General features: G+C 36.1%; 16 protein-coding genes and 3 tRNA genes. 17 read left to right on the top strand and 2 right to left on the bottom strand.

The features are described from left to right. The first annotated feature begins 133 nt into the window (after positions 1-133). The 8 genes from AAGD63_RS05425 to sucD all read left to right on the top strand — a co-directional run bounded on the left by AAGD63_RS05425 (position 134) and on the right by sucD (position 5,513). Positions 134-1,480 carry an IS110 family transposase gene (locus AAGD63_RS05425; protein ID WP_341813038.1) on the top strand — a complete coding sequence of 449 codons (1,347 nt, stop codon included), beginning with the start codon at positions 134-136 and terminating at the stop codon, positions 1,478-1,480. A gap of 219 nt (positions 1,481-1,699) precedes the next feature. Continuing rightward, the gene (locus AAGD63_RS05420; RefSeq protein ID WP_341813294.1) at positions 1,700-1,870 is read left to right on the top strand and encodes a hypothetical protein; all 171 of its coding nucleotides are present in this window, start codon (positions 1,700-1,702) and stop codon (positions 1,868-1,870) included. A 169-nt stretch (positions 1,871-2,039) separates the two neighbouring features. After that, a tRNA-Glu gene (locus tag AAGD63_RS05415) sits at positions 2,040-2,111 on the top strand. Between the two features lie 32 nt (positions 2,112-2,143). Further along, positions 2,144-2,839 (top strand): 16S rRNA (uracil(1498)-N(3))-methyltransferase, encoded by a 696-nt coding sequence (locus AAGD63_RS05410; RefSeq protein ID WP_341813293.1) that lies wholly within the window; start codon positions 2,144-2,146, stop codon positions 2,837-2,839. A 122-nt stretch (positions 2,840-2,961) separates the two neighbouring features. After that, positions 2,962-3,035: transfer RNA gene (locus tag AAGD63_RS05405), tRNA-Pro, on the top strand. A gap of 198 nt (positions 3,036-3,233) precedes the next feature. Further along, the gene (gene rpsU / locus AAGD63_RS05400) at positions 3,234-3,434 is read left to right on the top strand and encodes a 30S ribosomal protein S21 (RefSeq protein WP_341813292.1); all 201 of its coding nucleotides are present in this window, start codon (positions 3,234-3,236) and stop codon (positions 3,432-3,434) included. Positions 3,435-3,464: 30 nt separating this feature from the next. Continuing rightward, positions 3,465-4,625: an ADP-forming succinate--CoA ligase subunit beta gene (sucC, locus tag AAGD63_RS05395; RefSeq protein WP_341813291.1), complete on the top strand. Its 1,161-nt coding sequence runs from the start codon at positions 3,465-3,467 to the stop codon at positions 4,623-4,625. A gap of 3 nt (positions 4,626-4,628) precedes the next feature. Next, complete coding sequence (gene sucD / locus AAGD63_RS05390; RefSeq protein ID WP_341813290.1) at positions 4,629-5,513, top strand: succinate--CoA ligase subunit alpha; 885 nt, start codon at positions 4,629-4,631, stop codon at positions 5,511-5,513. A 1-nt stretch (position 5,514) separates the two neighbouring features. Here sucD and dapF read toward each other — a convergent pair whose 3' ends face one another. Continuing rightward, a complete protein-coding gene (gene dapF / locus AAGD63_RS05385) occupies positions 5,515-6,309 on the bottom strand; it encodes a diaminopimelate epimerase (RefSeq protein ID WP_006014484.1) in 795 nt (264 codons plus the stop codon). A gap of 489 nt (positions 6,310-6,798) precedes the next feature. On the opposite strand from dapF, the gene AAGD63_RS05380 reads away from it, so the two are divergent. The 4 genes from AAGD63_RS05380 to AAGD63_RS05365 are packed head-to-tail and all read left to right on the top strand — an operon-like array spanning position 6,799 to position 9,390. Beyond that, on the top strand, positions 6,799-6,948 hold the full coding sequence (locus tag AAGD63_RS05380; protein WP_265024380.1) for a hypothetical protein: 150 nt from the start codon (positions 6,799-6,801) through the stop codon (positions 6,946-6,948). A 43-nt stretch (positions 6,949-6,991) separates the two neighbouring features. Continuing rightward, positions 6,992-8,239 carry a group II intron reverse transcriptase/maturase gene (gene ltrA, locus AAGD63_RS05375; RefSeq protein ID WP_341813289.1) on the top strand — a complete coding sequence of 416 codons (1,248 nt, stop codon included), beginning with the start codon at positions 6,992-6,994 and terminating at the stop codon, positions 8,237-8,239. A gap of 49 nt (positions 8,240-8,288) precedes the next feature. Next, positions 8,289-9,032, top strand: coding sequence for a glycoside hydrolase family 5 protein (locus AAGD63_RS05370; RefSeq protein WP_341813288.1), 744 nt, complete (start codon positions 8,289-8,291; stop codon positions 9,030-9,032). Beyond that, on the top strand, positions 9,004-9,390 hold the full coding sequence (locus AAGD63_RS05365) for a hypothetical protein (RefSeq protein ID WP_341813287.1): 387 nt from the start codon (positions 9,004-9,006) through the stop codon (positions 9,388-9,390). Before AAGD63_RS05370 ends, AAGD63_RS05365 begins: the two co-directional genes overlap by 29 nt. Here the strand turns inward: AAGD63_RS05365 and AAGD63_RS05360 are convergent. Next, positions 9,366-9,938: a nitroreductase family protein gene (locus AAGD63_RS05360; RefSeq protein WP_341813286.1), complete on the bottom strand. Its 573-nt coding sequence runs from the start codon at positions 9,936-9,938 to the stop codon at positions 9,366-9,368. The two genes, AAGD63_RS05365 and AAGD63_RS05360, sit on opposite strands and share 25 nt — an antisense overlap. Positions 9,939-10,034: 96 nt before the next feature. Between AAGD63_RS05360 and AAGD63_RS05355 the strand changes: the two genes are divergently transcribed. The 5 genes from AAGD63_RS05355 to gyrA all read left to right on the top strand — a co-directional run bounded on the left by AAGD63_RS05355 (position 10,035) and on the right by gyrA (position 14,783). Then, positions 10,035-10,562, top strand: a complete 528-nt coding sequence (locus AAGD63_RS05355; RefSeq protein WP_341813285.1) for a biotin transporter BioY — start codon at positions 10,035-10,037, stop codon at positions 10,560-10,562. Continuing rightward, complete coding sequence (locus tag AAGD63_RS05350) at positions 10,559-10,957, top strand: DUF1284 domain-containing protein (RefSeq protein ID WP_341813284.1); 399 nt, start codon at positions 10,559-10,561, stop codon at positions 10,955-10,957. Before AAGD63_RS05355 ends, AAGD63_RS05350 begins: the two co-directional genes overlap by 4 nt. 68 nt (positions 10,958-11,025) lie before the next feature. After that, positions 11,026-11,892 (top strand): tetratricopeptide repeat protein, encoded by an 867-nt coding sequence (locus AAGD63_RS05345; RefSeq protein ID WP_341813283.1) that lies wholly within the window; start codon positions 11,026-11,028, stop codon positions 11,890-11,892. A gap of 64 nt (positions 11,893-11,956) precedes the next feature. Beyond that, positions 11,957-12,029, top strand: a tRNA-Val gene (locus tag AAGD63_RS05340). Positions 12,030-12,080: 51 nt separating this feature from the next. After that, complete coding sequence (gene gyrA, locus AAGD63_RS05335; protein ID WP_341813282.1) at positions 12,081-14,783, top strand: DNA gyrase subunit A; 2,703 nt, start codon at positions 12,081-12,083, stop codon at positions 14,781-14,783. Positions 14,784-14,873 lie beyond the last annotated feature (90 nt).

The raw sequence follows: 14,873 nt of genomic DNA, 5'->3' as shown, positions 1-14,873 counted from the left end.
AAAGCATGGTTTTGGGGGAAACGGTAAAGCCATTGATGGAGTTCTTTCTGGACTACCTCGTTTAGAAGATTGTATAACCTAACCGTCCCAAGCTGAAGTGCTTCTTATCATAATAGTATAGGAGGAATTTTATATGGCAGAAGCAAAAAGTAAATTAAAAATAATAAACCCTGACGCATCAGGGATTGATATTGGCTCGACTGTACATTATGTATGTGCACCTGAAGGAAGAGATGAACAACGTATCCAAAAATTTGGGTGCTTTACAGTAGATCTACACAACTTAGCAAAGTGGTTAAAAAAGTGTCAGGTTAGAACTGTGGCCATGGAGTCAACTGGAGTATATTGGATTCCCTTATTTCAAATATTAGAATCATATAAATTTGAGGTAAAACTAGTAAATGCGCGACATGTCAAAAATGTGCCTGGTAGAAAGTCTGATGTTCAGGATTGTCAATGGCTGCAACAATTGCACAGCTATGGACTGCTTCAAGGATCATTTAGACCGGATAATCAAATGTGTGTATTGCGTAGTTACGTTAGACAACGTGCTAATCTAATTGAAAATGCAGCTAAACATACTCAACGTATGCAAAAAGCGCTAATTCAAATGAATATTCAATTGCATAAGGTTATTAGTGATATCAACGGTTTAACAGGCATGAAAATTATTAAAGCAATAATTGAAGGAGAGAAAGACCCCCAAAAACTAGCTGAATTTAGAAATTCAAACATGAAGAATGACAAGCCTACTATAGCAAAAGCATTAACAGGAGACTATAGAGAAGAACACTTGTTTGCACTAAAACAAGAATATGCAGCATATACTTTTTTTCAAGAGCAAATAACGGAATGTGATAAAAGTATAGAGAGTTACTATAAAACATTTGAGGCAAAGTCAAATGAGAACAGGATGTTGAATAAAATACGAAAGTGGAAGCAGAAGAATGGTCCAGATTTTGCTGCGGATGAGGATTTAAATCGAATAACCGGGATAGATTTTACTAAAGTCCCGGGATTTGATGTATTAAGTGTACAAACTATCATTTCGGAAACAGGTATAAATCATAATAAATGGCCAACAGAAAAACATTTTTCTTCCTGGCTTGGATTAAGCCCTGCTAATAAAATTACAGGAGGAAAAATTGTTGGAACAGGAACTCGTAAAGTTATTAACCGCGCTGCGAATGCATTTCGAATGGCTGCCCATTGTGTGTTGAGAAGCAAAAGTGCAATAGGTGCATATAGTAGAAGGCTGAAAAAAAGGCTAGGAGCACCAAAAGCAATAACTGCGACAGCAAGGAAATTAGCATGTATCTTTTATCAAATGTTGAAATATGGACAAGAATATGTAGAGAAAGGAATGAACTATTATGAAACACTTTACAAAGAGAGAGTAGTCAAAAATTTGCTTAAAAAAGCAAAGGAATTTGGTTATATACTAATGAAAGAGGAGCCGATAGATGAAAAAGGTTCTTAGGAGTTTGTTAGAAGATAGTGGTTGTTCTAGTATATCAGGAGAACCTATTTATGAAGATGTAGATGATTTCTCAGAGCAAAAAAGCCCACTAGCTTAAATCATAAAGAGCAACCAGAGCCTATTTATGCTAAGGTAGATTTATCGAAAAAGAGATCAGAAAGACAAGCAAAACATATAAAAGATAATTCTGGGACTTATCATGGATTAGTACAGGATAAAGTGAATAATTTGCAAGTAAAACTAAATGAGCAAAGTGCTAATAAGCCAGCGAGTCAGCAAATCAAGACCAAGGCTGGCTTTAACGTAAAAGAAATAAGGCAAAATTTTGAGCGTAGAGATTCTGGATACGATTCTGGCTATGATTCAGATACAAAAGTTGAACAAAATTAGAATTAGGATCTAAAGCTCCTAAATCTGAGATAGGTTCAGTAAGCATTGAACATGGGGTAATAGGAGGCTGTCGATATAAAATCACTGATATATCACTCTAACTGTGTGATTCAAAATAATTGAATTGACTTTATATGTATAATCGATATAACTCAGTTAGATTCAAGTCGACTCTTTCGTCTAGTGGTTAGGACACCACCCTTTCACGGTGGTAACACGGGTTCAAATCCCGTAAGAGTCACTCAAACAGAATGCAAATAACTAAAGTTTTGAATGAAAAAAATTAGGCTTTATGTTGAAGAAGCTTTATCACAAAATGTAAGTTTGGCGCTTCATCCACGACAAAGTCACTATATTTACAATGTAATGCGGCTTAAGAAGCATGATAACATCTATCTTTTTAATGGAAAGGATGGAGAATGGTTAGGAGAAGTAGTGAATATATCAAATAAATCGACAAAAATTATAATAAAAGAACGCACTAAACAACAACAACATGAAAAAAATCTATATTTGTATTGTGCTCTGGTAAAAAGCGGCGCCTTAAGCAACATAGTAAGACAAGCAACTGAAATGGGAGTAACCTGCATTCAATTTATTTCAACAGAACGTACAGTAGTAAAAAACATTAACCTAAGTAGAGCGAAATTACAGGCAATTGAAGCTGCGGAACAATCCGGTAGGACAAGTATACCACAGATTTTTCTTCCTATTAATTTTTGTGAATTATCCGATTCTCAGAATAAAAATTTTGTTTTGTGTGATGAAACAGGTGAAGGACAACCTCCTAATAAAGTTCTAAAAGGCAAGAAAAACGTTGCTATTATTGTTGGCCCCGAAGGTGGTTTTTCATCTTGCGAACTTGATTCTGCCAATAAATTTTGTCAGAAACTGAGTCTAGGAAAAAGAATTTTGAGAGTTGATACTGCTGTAGTTGCTGCATTAACCTTCACCAATTGGTATAGCTAGATTTTTTAATATGGCTAGTGCAACTTGACACTCTATATAAAGAAATCTGCATTATATTTTTCCTAAAAGAAATAAATGAAACTTGCATTTTTCCGAACTATCGATACTCTTAGTAAAGAAGTCGGGGCGTAGCGCAGCCTGGTAGCGCATTTGGTTTGGGACCAAAGGGTCGGGAGTTCAAATCTCTCCGCCCCGAGATTAGAAAAATTACAAGAGCACTGTAACCTAAGAGCAATTTTTATCAGCAAGTAAATGATTGACAGCAGAATGAAGCTTTTTTCATATAAATCACTGCATATCATATTCTATCGCTCAAGTTTATAAAATAATTGACAATGTTAATTTTCTAATTTATAAATGGATTTTGAAGTGATTACCGAAGGAGGTATAGAGTTTGATTGAAGTATCAGTCCATTATGGTGATGTAGATAGAGCTCTTCCAGTGTTGAAAAAAATAATTCAAAAGGAAGGAAGAGGGCTCAAAATAAAAAAAAAATATCACGAAAAGAAATCAGAGAAAACAGCTAAAAAAAAAGCTGAAGCAAGGAAAAAGAGATATCAGCAAGAATGCAGAAGACAGCGTTATGGTTGGTAGTTTTTACTAAGGTTAATAATTAGTTATCTTATGAATATTCACGAATATCAAGCAAAGGAAATTTTACACAAGTTTAATGTTCCGGTACCAAAGGGTTTTGTTGCTACATCTGCAGAAGAAGTAGAAACTCAAATAAATCAACTAAAATCTGACGTGTTTGTGGTTAAAGCTCAGATTTATGCAGGTGGTAGGGGTAAGGCTGGTGGCGTAAAGCTAGCAAAGTCAACTAAAGAAGCTCAACAACTTGTAAAGGACATGCTTGGCATAACTTTAGTTACTCATCAAACAGGGTCAAGCGGACAGCAGGTAAAGAAAGTATACATTGAAGAAGGTTCAAGCATTAAAAAAGAGTACTATTTGAGTCTAGTAGTCGATCCAAAGCTTAGTAGGCTAGTATTTATATTTTCTTCAGAAGGTGGAATGGATATCGAAGAAGTGGCAAAAAATTCTCCTACAAAGATTGTGAATTTTAATATTGACCCTGCTACTGGTTTTACAAGTCTTGATAACAATAAGCTTTTCAATAGCTTTAATCTGAGTTCAGAACAAATAGGAAAGGTAACGAATATTGCAAAAAATATATATGATGCGTTTATTACAACTGATGCGAGCCAGATAGAAATTAATCCACTAGTTGAAACGAATGCTGGAGATTTTATTGCACTTGATGCTAAAATTAATTTTGATGACAATGCTCTATACCGTCATTCAGAAATCGTGAGCCTACGTGATTACGATGAAGAAGTCAAAGAAGAAATAGAAGCTTCAAAGCATGGGCTCAGTTATATAAAAATGGATGGCAATATTGGCTGTATGGTAAACGGTGCAGGTCTTGCTATGGCAACAATGGATATAATAAAGTACTACGGAGCAGAGCCTGCTAACTTTTTGGATGTTGGTGGTGGAGCGAGTAAAGAAACTGTAACTGAAGCATTTAAAATCATATTGTCTGATAGCAACGTAAAAGGAATTTTGGTTAACATATTTGGTGGTATAATGCGTTGCGATATTATTGCAAGTGGAATTGTTGCGGCTGCAAAAGAAATGAGCATTAAAGTTCCTCTAGTGGTTAGATTATCAGGTACTAATTTTGAAGAAGGAAAAAAAATTTTAGAAGAGTCGGGATTAAATATTATTGCTGCAGATGAGCTAGATGAAGCCGCGCAAAAGATAGTAAAAGAGGTAAAATAAAGCATGTCCGTTTTAGTAAATAAAGATACAAGGTTAATATGCCAGGGTTTTACTGGTGCACAAGGTACGTTTCATTCAGAACAAGCTATTGACTACGGGACGAAAATGGTTGGCGGTGTAACTCCTGGAAAGGGTGATAGCACTCACCTTAATTTACCAGTTTTTAATACTGTAGCAGAAGCTAGAGAAAAAACTGATGCGAATGCTACGGTAATATATGTACCTGCTAAATTTGCTGCTGCTGCAATACTTGAAGCAATAGATGCAAAAATAGAATTGATAGTTTGTATTACAGAGGGCATTCCTATACTTGACATGGTAAAAGTGAAGCATGCACTTACTGGCTCAAAAAGCCGATTGATTGGGCCAAACTGTCCAGGAATTATTACACCCGAAGAATGCAAAATAGGAATTATGCCAGGACATATTCACAAACGTGGACATATAGGAATTATGTCTCGCTCTGGAACTTTAACTTATGAAGCGGTAGCACAAACAACCGCTGTTGGTCTTGGTCAGTCAACATGTATAGGAATTGGAGGCGATCCTGTTCATGGCATTACGTTTGTTGACTGTATGGAGCTCTTTTTAAAAGATGACGATACTCATGGTATTGTAGTTATTGGTGAAATAGGTGGAAACGAAGAAGAAGATGTATCACATTTTATAAAGGCGGAAAAAACTAAAAAACCAATTATTGGATTTGTAGCAGGCCAAACAGCACCTCCAGGAAGACGTATGGGGCACGCTGGAGCTATTATTTCTTCAAGTGGAGGAAGTGCTGGTGCGAAGTTAGAAGTTATGAAGAGTGCTGGAATTGCAATTGCAGAAACTCCTGCGGTGATTGGTAAAAAAGTTTTGGAAGTAATGAGTCAGTGCTTGGCCTAGATCATAAAAACCCTATATCGCCAGTCATAAATATATTTCCTGACCACTCAATCAGTAACTTACCTCCTGGTAAATTTACTGAAGTTTGTTTAGTAGCCAAACACTTACGAAGTACAGATGCAACAAATGCCGCACAAGCTGCACTACCACATGAAGCAGTAATACCTGTTCCTCTTTCCCAAACTCTTAAGTTTATTTCTCCAGATTTTTCTATTTGTGCAATACTAACATTTGTTTTCTGAGGAAATAATTCGTGATTTTCTAGCTTTGGTCCTAAATTCTGCAATGGTATTTCGCTTATGTTATCAACAAAAAAAACTATATGAGGGTTACCAATATTTACTGCAACTGGCTCTTTCAGCATTTCAACCTCTATAGGTAGATAAAGGGGATCGCATTCACAAGAAAGAGGAATTTCATTCCATTTAAGCAGTGGTTTACCCATATTGACCTTTATTGATTTATCACCTACTTTAAAACATTCTAAGATACGATTATTTATCAGCTCAATAGTGATATATTCAGTACCTTTTTCTAACATTATCAAATATCCAACACAGCGTGCTGCGTTTCCACACATTTCAGCTCGACTACCGTCAGCATTGTAGATATACATAAAGCAGTTTGCAGCATTAGACATTGTTATAATTATCACTTGATCACAACTGCCTTGATCAGCAATTTGTCTATAATTCCAGTCTAAATTATTTGCTGAACGTGAGTCTATGATAACAAAACTATTGCCAGTACCGTGCATCTTTACAAACGGGATCTTGTCTGTTAGGTTACTTACCATTATAGCAAAATTATATAAGTGAAAATTTTTCTTCTAATTACAGCTGTTTTGTATTCTATAGTTTTCTGTAATGCGAGTGCTAAGTCAATACCGGAGAACAGCAAAATGCTCTTTTGGCAAACTGGAGTTAGAAAGGGAGCGAATGGTGTGCCGTAGAGATACAAAGAATGTTCAAGTAAGAGCAAACTAAGTGCAAAAGCTGCACAGTAGATGAGGGTAGGTCCCTCGGAGCCGGTTTACAAGAGCAGGCTTCAAACAACCATAAGCTGCTTTGGTAAGGTAGTGAGCGTTATGGAAAAGGCATAATTATATGTCATGTAAGGAATAGAGAGATGAACGAAAGTGAACCACTGATGAAGTGTCGAAACCTTTTAAATGACGTCAAAACCAGGGGGTCGTTTGTAACCTGGGATAAATCTATCGGGAGCTTGTTTACTGGATAGATGGCGTCCGGCATAAAGGTGGCATGAATCCATTTCAGGCTATTGTGTGGAACTACGGGAACCTGTCGTTTCGATGATAAGGGAGAAATCCAAGGAGCTAAACTCTAAGGATGAGAGTACCGATGCGAAAAACAGGGGCGGATCAGCTCGTAGTAGTGAAGAAGTTTCTGTAATGGAAATCGAGAGAAGGGGCTGAGTTATTTAGTTTTAATGATTTATCAACCGAAAGGGAGGAGTTAATGAGTAAAACAAAGTCTTTTGATATATCAAAGCAACTTATTTGGAGAGCTTATAAACAAGTATCGAAAAATAAAGGTGCTGCTGGTGTGGATGAGGTTTCGATAACAAAGGTTGAAGAAAATCTAAAAGATAATCTGTACAAACTATGGAATAGGATGTCATCCGGAAGTTATTTTCCAGAGCCGGTAAAAGCTGTTGCGATACCAAAAGATACAGGAGGGCAAAGAATTTTATGTGTTCCTTCAGTATTCGACAGGATAGGGCAAACGGCTGCTGCTATGTATCTAGAGCCGCTGGTAGAACCAAAATTTCATGAGGATTCATATGGTTATAGACCAAATAAGTCTGCACTGGATGCGGTAGATACAGCTCGTAAAAGATGCTGGAGGTACGATTGGACGATAGATCTTGATATATCTGGATTTTTCGACAATTTGGACCACGGCTTGGCATTGCAAGCTATCAAAAAGCACACAGACTGCAAATGGGTCATACTGTATGTTGAGAGGTGGATGAAAGCCCCCATTCAGCAAGCAGATGGCAGTAAGGTAGTTAGGGATAAAGGAGTTCCGCAAGGAGGTTCAATTAGCCCAATCATCTCTAATATATTCATGCATCATGTGTTTGATATATGGATGAAAAAGAACTACCCGACGGTACCATTTGAGAGGTATGTGGATGATGCGATAGTACACTGCAGAACAGAGAAACAGGCAGAGTTTGTGAAAGTAATGATCGAAGAAAGATTGGCTGAGTATAAGTTGAAATTACATCCTGAAAAGACACAGATAGTGTACTGTAAGGATGACAATAGGAGTGGTGGATTTCCTAAACAAAGTTTTGATTTTCTGGGTTACACATTCAGACCCAGGTTAGCAAGAAATAAAATAGGGAAATATTTTGTCTCATTTCTCCCAGCAATTAGCAACAAGGCCAAGAAAAAGATTACTACAACCATAAGGTCATGGAAAATGCTACGAAATACGCATATAACATTAGAGGAGATGTCAGGAAAAGTAAATCCAATAGTCAGAGGCTGGTATCAGTACTATGGCAAATTTTACAGAACTGAAGTATACAAATCTCTAAAGAATATAGAGCGGCATCTAGAAAAGTGGGTGAAAAGGAAATATAAGAGACTCAGGAGTCACGGAAGACTAGCAAGACAATTTCTAGGAAAGGTGAGAAAGAGGTCTCCGGATATTTTCTATCACTGGACACTAGGGTTAGGCCAAAAGGCTGAATAATGGAAGCTGTATAAATCAAGAGGTTTACGTACAGTTTTGCGAGAGACTGGTGGGGAAGTTCCACTGGTCTACTCTCCTTTTCAATAGAAAAGTTGATAGTGACTTAATCAAAGCAGCAAAGGAATACAAAATTGGTTTTATTCGTCTTGCTCCTGACAAATTTGAAACTACGCAACGTGACTTCCTCTTAGGCAATGCAGACAATTATCCGGGCCTGATTTCCAAAGACCTGAAAGTTCTGAAAGATGTTTTAGATGCTTTTCATCAACAAAAAATACCAGTAGTGTTAACGATGCTTAGCTTACCTGGATCTAGATGGAAGCAAAATAATAACGATAAAGATGATTTACGTTTATGGTCAGATCAAGCTTTTCAAAAACAAGCAGCAAAATTTTGGCAAGATCTTGCGAAAGAGCTTAAAGATCATCCTGCTATTGTTGGATATAATATCTTAAATGAACCACATCCAGAAAGGCTTTATAATATTGCAGATTCGGCTATTTATAACGTAGAACAAAGCAAAGTTCAGAAGAATCTATTTGGCTTTTATAGCAGCGTGGTAAACAGTATCCGCCAAGTTGACTCAGAGACCCCAATAATACTTGATAGCAGCAGTTATGCTGACTCTAATACTTTTAACAAATTTGAACCAGTTAGTGATAAAAATGTTCTTTATTCATTTCATATATATGAGCCCTTTGCTTATACAAACTTAAAATTAAACCAAGGTAACTTTGCCTACCCTGGGCATGTTCAATCTTTTGATGCAAAAAAAAGTAGAGTACTGGAATAAGGGTAAGTTAAGGTCATACATAGAACCCGTAAAAATTTTCCAAGAGAGGTATAATATACTAGATTATAAGATCCTTGCTGGAGAGTTTGGCGGGCATCGCTGTTCAAAAGGATTAGAGAACTATTTTCGAGATCTTACTTCTATTTTTAATGAATATAATTGGCATTTTGCTGTTTATGGCTTTCGAGAAGATATGTGGGATGGTATGGATTATGAACTTGGAAGTAAGAAATTACCGTGGAAAGATTGGCAAGCAATTGAAGAGGGTAGGATGAAAAAAAGTTATTTGCCAGATAATCCAGTTTTTAAGATATTAAGAGAAGAATGGTCAAGTCAGCTCGCTGGCCATTCGTCATAAAAAAATATTTCTTCTATTGGTCTTCTTTTTTTTTCTTTGACTTCAGCACCCTCTTCCTCATAACCAACTGCTATTACTGACATTATGTTAAAATCATCAGGTATATTAAAACTTTCTGTTACTTTTTTCTTGTCAAAGCCACCCATCTGATGTGCCATTAAGTTCATAGCTGCAGCCTGCAGCATAAGTGCATAATTTGCTGCACCAGTATCATGCTTAGCCCAAAAATTTTCTCCTTTACCTTGTTTACGGAAGTTCTTAGCGCTTAGAGATATAATTAGTATTTGTGCATCTTTTGCCCACTTTTGATTAGATTCATCAAGGCAACCGAGCAATTTTTTCCATGCGCTTTGATTGTTCTGTTTGTTGCATATCACATATCGCCAAGGTTCATCACCAAAACACGAGGGTGTTAGCCTTACAGCTTCTATTAAAATATCCATTTCTTTCTGAGATATTGCTCTTGTAGGATCGTATGAACGTCCGCTGTGTCTTGCTTTCATCAACGATAATAGATCTTGTTTACTCATCATTTTTAAATAGTGCATAAATAATTCATTGTAGCGCAATATAAGCAAAATTTAAATTGCAAAACCTCTTATACACATATATTACATCTAGTAAGTTATTTTTATTGGGAAGATATGTTTATAACACAATCAAGCAGTAGGTCAACACTGGCTGAAATATTGTCTTGCGTTTTACTTTTATTCTTGATGGCTCAAATAAGCATACCATTGAAGCCTGTGCCTATCACATTGCAAACTTTAGGATTAATGCTTGTTGGGCTTAAATTTAACCGCAGAACAGCATTCTATTCTGTGCTTACATATCTATCACTTGGTGCAGCAGGATTTCCTGTTTTTGCGAATTTTTCTGGTGGTCATCATATTTTTCTCGGGCCAACAGGTGGATATTTGATTGGCTGTTTAGTTGCTGTTGTAGTAATGAGCAGAGTAAATGAATTACTGAACTCTAAATATAAATCATTTATGTGTAATTCTTTAAGTTGTCTGGCGGGTACAGTCGTAATCTTTATTTGTGGTATTAGTTGGCTTGCTATTTACGTGGGTCTGAAACAAGCAATAATGGTAGGTGTTTTACCATTCATCCTTCCTGGTTTGGTAAAAATTTTTCTACTTGTAGCAGCTTTGCAGTATTTGAAAAAATGATAAGGTTTCGTCCTCATCATTTTATGTGCACTCTTACATTTCAAGGGTATGGATATTCTCAGAGCTTTGTAGAAAATTACAAAAAGATAGCAAGTAAAGTAATTAGTGATCCTAATACTAAAATCGAAGTAGTTGATAATCTTGACGCTATTTGTAGTGTTTGCCCAAACCAGACTAAACAAGGTAAATGTACCACACAGGCTAAAGTTTTAGAGCTAGATAGAAGGCATATGGAAATTTTAGGAATAAAAATTGGCGAGATTTTGACCTGGAATGAAGCAGTAAAAAGAATTAGAAAGAAAATGTCTTTAGAGAAATTTGACTACGCATGTGAGGAGTGTAATTGGCAACCATATGGAATGTGTAGAAGTGCTCTTTTAACTCATTCTAAATAGTATCTGCCAATTAATAATATCTTTATTATTATATTAGATAAGTAATTTAGCATTTATGAATTTGTAATGTGTTGCGTATAGTTCAAAGAAATAAGATTTACTGGTTACGTGCTGCAGCCAATGCCATAACACTAGGATCTATGTTTGTCTGCATGTTAATTTGCGTTGTGATTTTATGGAGGTCTTCTGTTACCTATGCTAGTGAAAATTTGGAGATACAGAAGGTCTTTGATAGTGTTGTCAAGCATATAAAAGCTGATAAAAAATATAAAGATCTTGATGTTCTCGAGAGAAAAAGTGACAAATTTAATATCAAAATTTCGCAGAATTCTGGCAAGAATTTTGACATATACTCTATTTTAAAAAAAGCAAAAGATTCCTTTGAGTTAGGAGATAGTGAAACAGCTACTTCTCTCCTCAATCAGATTATCGCAAAATTTCCTTATCATGAAAGTGCTTTAATTGGACTAGGGAGTATCTATTACGCTAACAAAGAATTTAAAAAAGCTGTAGAGATTTACACAAGACTGTTAAAAGAATATCCTAGCAACCCTTATGTATTAAAGAATTTTCTGACGATAATCTCACAATATGATCCTAATTTAGCATTGAGTGAAATGTTGAAATTGTATGATACACTCAGAAATAGCGCCCCTTTATCAGCAAATTTAGGTTTGATCTATATGAAAAAAGGGGATTACGTAAAAGCTAAAGAATATATGAAAGCAGCAATTTCTTTAGATCAAAACAATATTTTTTATACCTATAATTTAGCTGTTATTCTAGATAAGCTCTCAGATTTTAAAAATGCCACAGCATGTTATTCAAAGTTGTTGAACATGTCAAAAAATGCAAGTGAAAGAATACCTTTATACAAGGTAGCAGCAAGACTAAAATTTATACAACTCCATAGTGCGCACCCAGCGATTCCATAAGAGTTGCTTGTATCGCTATTTTTGTTTACAACAACAACATTGAACTATAGAATTATATCTAGAGGGGCAATTAGCTCAGCTGGTAGAGCATCTCGTTTACACCGAGGAGGTCGGCAGTTCAAGTCTGTCATTGCCCATTAGCCTAGTTGAATATTAATATTACAATTATTTCAATCAAAGTATAGAAAATGCAAGACAACATAGCACCAGTTTCAATAGTGAAAGAGCTAGAGGATTCTTATCTCTCCTACGCAATGAGTGTGATCATAAGTCGAGCTATACCTGATGTGCGAGATGGATTTAAACCTGTTCATAGGCGCATATTATACGCAATGTCGAGGGCTGGGTTCGATGCCGGTAAACCGTATAAAAAAGCAGCTCGTATAGTCGGGGATGTAATGGGAAAATATCACCCACATGGTGACATGGCTATCTATGACTCCTTGGTCAGGATGGCTCAAGATTTTTCTCTTCTTTTACCACTTATTGATGGGCAAGGTAACTTTGGTTCGATAGATGGAGATCCGCCAGCTTCAATGCGATATACAGAAGCAAGGCTCCACAGAGTGTCGCATTTTTTACTAAATGATATTGACGAAGATACAGTTGATTTTAGGCCAAACTATGATGGAAATGAAACAGAGCCTGTTGTACTGCCTGCAGAATTTCCGAATCTATTGGTAAATGGTGCAAGCGGTGTTGCAGTTGGTATGGCAACCAATATTCCTTCTCACAACCTTGGAGAAATAATAGATGCTTGTATGTTATATATAGATAATCCTGAAGTTACTTTGGATGAGTTACTTGAAGTGATGCCAGGACCGGATTTCCCAACTGGGGGAACGATTTTTGGAAGGTCTGGAATAAGATCAGCATTTGCAACGGGTCGTGGATTAATTGTTGTGCAAGGCAAGACTCACATGGAAGACCTGCCACAAGATAGGCAAGCAATAGTGATTGATGAAATACCTTACCAGGTAAATAAAGTAAAATTAATTGAGAAGATAGGTGAGCTTGTAAAAGAAAAAAGAATTGATGGCATAACAGAAATTAGGGATGAATCTGATAAGTCTGGTATTAGGGTAGTAATTGACCTTAGAAGAAATGCTGAAGCAAGTTTTATACTTAATCAAATATTGGGACTAACTCCACTAAGAAGTAGTTTTAGTGTTAACACTTTAGTCCTCAACAACAACAGGCCTGCTTTGATGTCGTTGAAAGAAATTATAGCTGCTTTTATTGATTTTAGAAAAGAAGTATTAATCAGGAGAACAGAGTTTCGTCTAAGAAAAACGAGGGAAAAAGCTCATATATATATAGGGCTCTACATTGCGGTCTTGAGCATAGATGAAGTGATAAAAATCATCCGTGGTGCAAAAGATCCTGCGGAAGCAAGTAGAGAACTTTTAAATAAAGAATGGAAAACTTCAGCTGAGATAAGCACAATTATTGGATTAATCTCAGACAGCACGAGCTTTTTGAAAGACGGAGTGTATAGATTAACTGAGCTGCAAACGAAAGCTATTCTTGACATGAAATTGCAACGTTTAACAGGCCTTGAAAAAGACAAATTAGAAGCTGAGCTAAGTTCAATGATTAACCTGATAAAAGAATATATCGCTTTTCTTGGTTCAGTAGAGAAGTTGATGAAAGAAATAAAAAACAATCTACAAGAAATAAAGAACAGATTTACTGTGCCGCGAAAAACTTCAATAGAAGAATCAGATATGGACATCGAAGCTGAAGATCTAATTCCACAAGAGGATATGGTAGTAACCGTAACTATGAATGGTTACATCAAACGTGTGAAACTCTCTCATTATAAAACCCAGCATCGTGGTGGAAAGGGAAAGCTAGGACAGGGATTAAAAGAGGAGGACGTAATTACAAAATTATTTGTTGGAAATACCCACACTAGTCTTTTATTCTTTTCTAATACTGGTCGAGTTTACAGATTAAAGGTTTATAAACTGCCTCTTGCAGAACCAACTGCACGTGGAAGAGCACTTGTTAATATATTTCCGCTTAGCGATGGTGAAACAATAACTAACATTATGCCGCTTCCAAGTGAGAATGACGAAAATCAAAATATAGTTTTTGTTACTGCTCATGGGAACATAAGGCGTAACTCCTTAGCGGATTTTCACTATATTCCAAGCAATGGAAAAATAGCAATAAAGCTCGACGAAGGGAATAAGTTAATATCAGTTAAAGTATGTAGCGAAATTGATCATGTTCTACTTTCAACAACACTTGGAAAAAGCATCAGATTTGTTGTAAGCGATGTGCGTCAATTTAAGAGTCGTAATTCAGATGGCGTAAGAGGTATCAAACTTGCAAAAAATGACAGTGTGATATCCATGACCATACTAAACGGCATAGGTATTGCAACAGAAACAAAAGAGCTTTACTTAAGAGTTCCGCTTGCAAAAAGGATGGAAGCTGTAACCAACAACTCAATTGATTCTAAATTAGAAAAAACTTTGAATGATTTAGGAATAGATAACAAACTGTTCTTAAAACTTGCAATGAATGAGGAGTTCATATTAACTATTACTGAAAATGGCTTTGGTAAAAGAACTTCTGCGTACGAGTATAGGGTAACAAATAGAGGTGGTGTTGGTATTACAAATATCCTTACTACCGACAGAAACGGTAATGTTGTTGCTAGCTTTCCAGTTGAACAGGGTGATAATATCATGCTTATTACAGATAAAGGAAAGTTAATTCGTATTTCAGTAAATGATATCAGAATTGCAGGACGTAGCACTCAAGGAGTCACTCTGTTTAAAACAGAGAGTAGAGAGAAGGTGGTGTCAGTAGCGAAAATTGAGGATCCTGATTCCACTGAAGATAGTATTTCCGAAATTGAAAACTCTGTTTCTTCTTAACTGTATAGCAAAGGTTAAGCAAATAGTGCAAATTTCTATTGATTAATCTATAGTATTTAAATTAAAATATATGTCTATGTTCAAGTAGAG

Source organism: Wolbachia endosymbiont (group B) of Germaria angustata (assembly GCF_964026725.1).
GTDB lineage: Bacteria > Pseudomonadota > Alphaproteobacteria > Rickettsiales > Anaplasmataceae > Wolbachia > Wolbachia pipientis_C.
Note: the sequence above shows the minus strand (reverse complement) of the source record. Positions and strands in the feature narration are given on the sequence as shown.

What these genes read in the sequence shown, in the direction of transcription:
- AAGD63_RS05360 (WP_341813286.1), bottom strand. Translation starts at nt 9,938, where the DNA reads ATGCACTATTTAAAAATGATGAGTAAACAAGATCTATTATCGTTGATG.
- sucD (WP_341813290.1), top strand. Translation starts at nt 4,629, where the DNA reads ATGTCCGTTTTAGTAAATAAAGATACAAGGTTAATATGCCAGGGTTTT.
- AAGD63_RS05410 (WP_341813293.1), top strand. Translation starts at nt 2,144, where the DNA reads ATGAAAAAAATTAGGCTTTATGTTGAAGAAGCTTTATCACAAAATGTA.
- sucC (WP_341813291.1), top strand. Translation starts at nt 3,465, where the DNA reads ATGAATATTCACGAATATCAAGCAAAGGAAATTTTACACAAGTTTAAT.
- AAGD63_RS05365 (WP_341813287.1), top strand. Translation starts at nt 9,004, where the DNA reads ATGCAAAAAAAAGTAGAGTACTGGAATAAGGGTAAGTTAAGGTCATAC.
- AAGD63_RS05355 (WP_341813285.1), top strand. Translation starts at nt 10,035, where the DNA reads ATGTTTATAACACAATCAAGCAGTAGGTCAACACTGGCTGAAATATTG.
- AAGD63_RS05350 (WP_341813284.1), top strand. Translation starts at nt 10,559, where the DNA reads ATGATAAGGTTTCGTCCTCATCATTTTATGTGCACTCTTACATTTCAA.
- AAGD63_RS05425 (WP_341813038.1), top strand. Translation starts at nt 134, where the DNA reads ATGGCAGAAGCAAAAAGTAAATTAAAAATAATAAACCCTGACGCATCA.
- dapF (WP_006014484.1), bottom strand. Translation starts at nt 6,309, where the DNA reads ATGGTAAGTAACCTAACAGACAAGATCCCGTTTGTAAAGATGCACGGT.
- gyrA (WP_341813282.1), top strand. Translation starts at nt 12,081, where the DNA reads ATGCAAGACAACATAGCACCAGTTTCAATAGTGAAAGAGCTAGAGGAT.
- ltrA (WP_341813289.1), top strand. Translation starts at nt 6,992, where the DNA reads ATGAGTAAAACAAAGTCTTTTGATATATCAAAGCAACTTATTTGGAGA.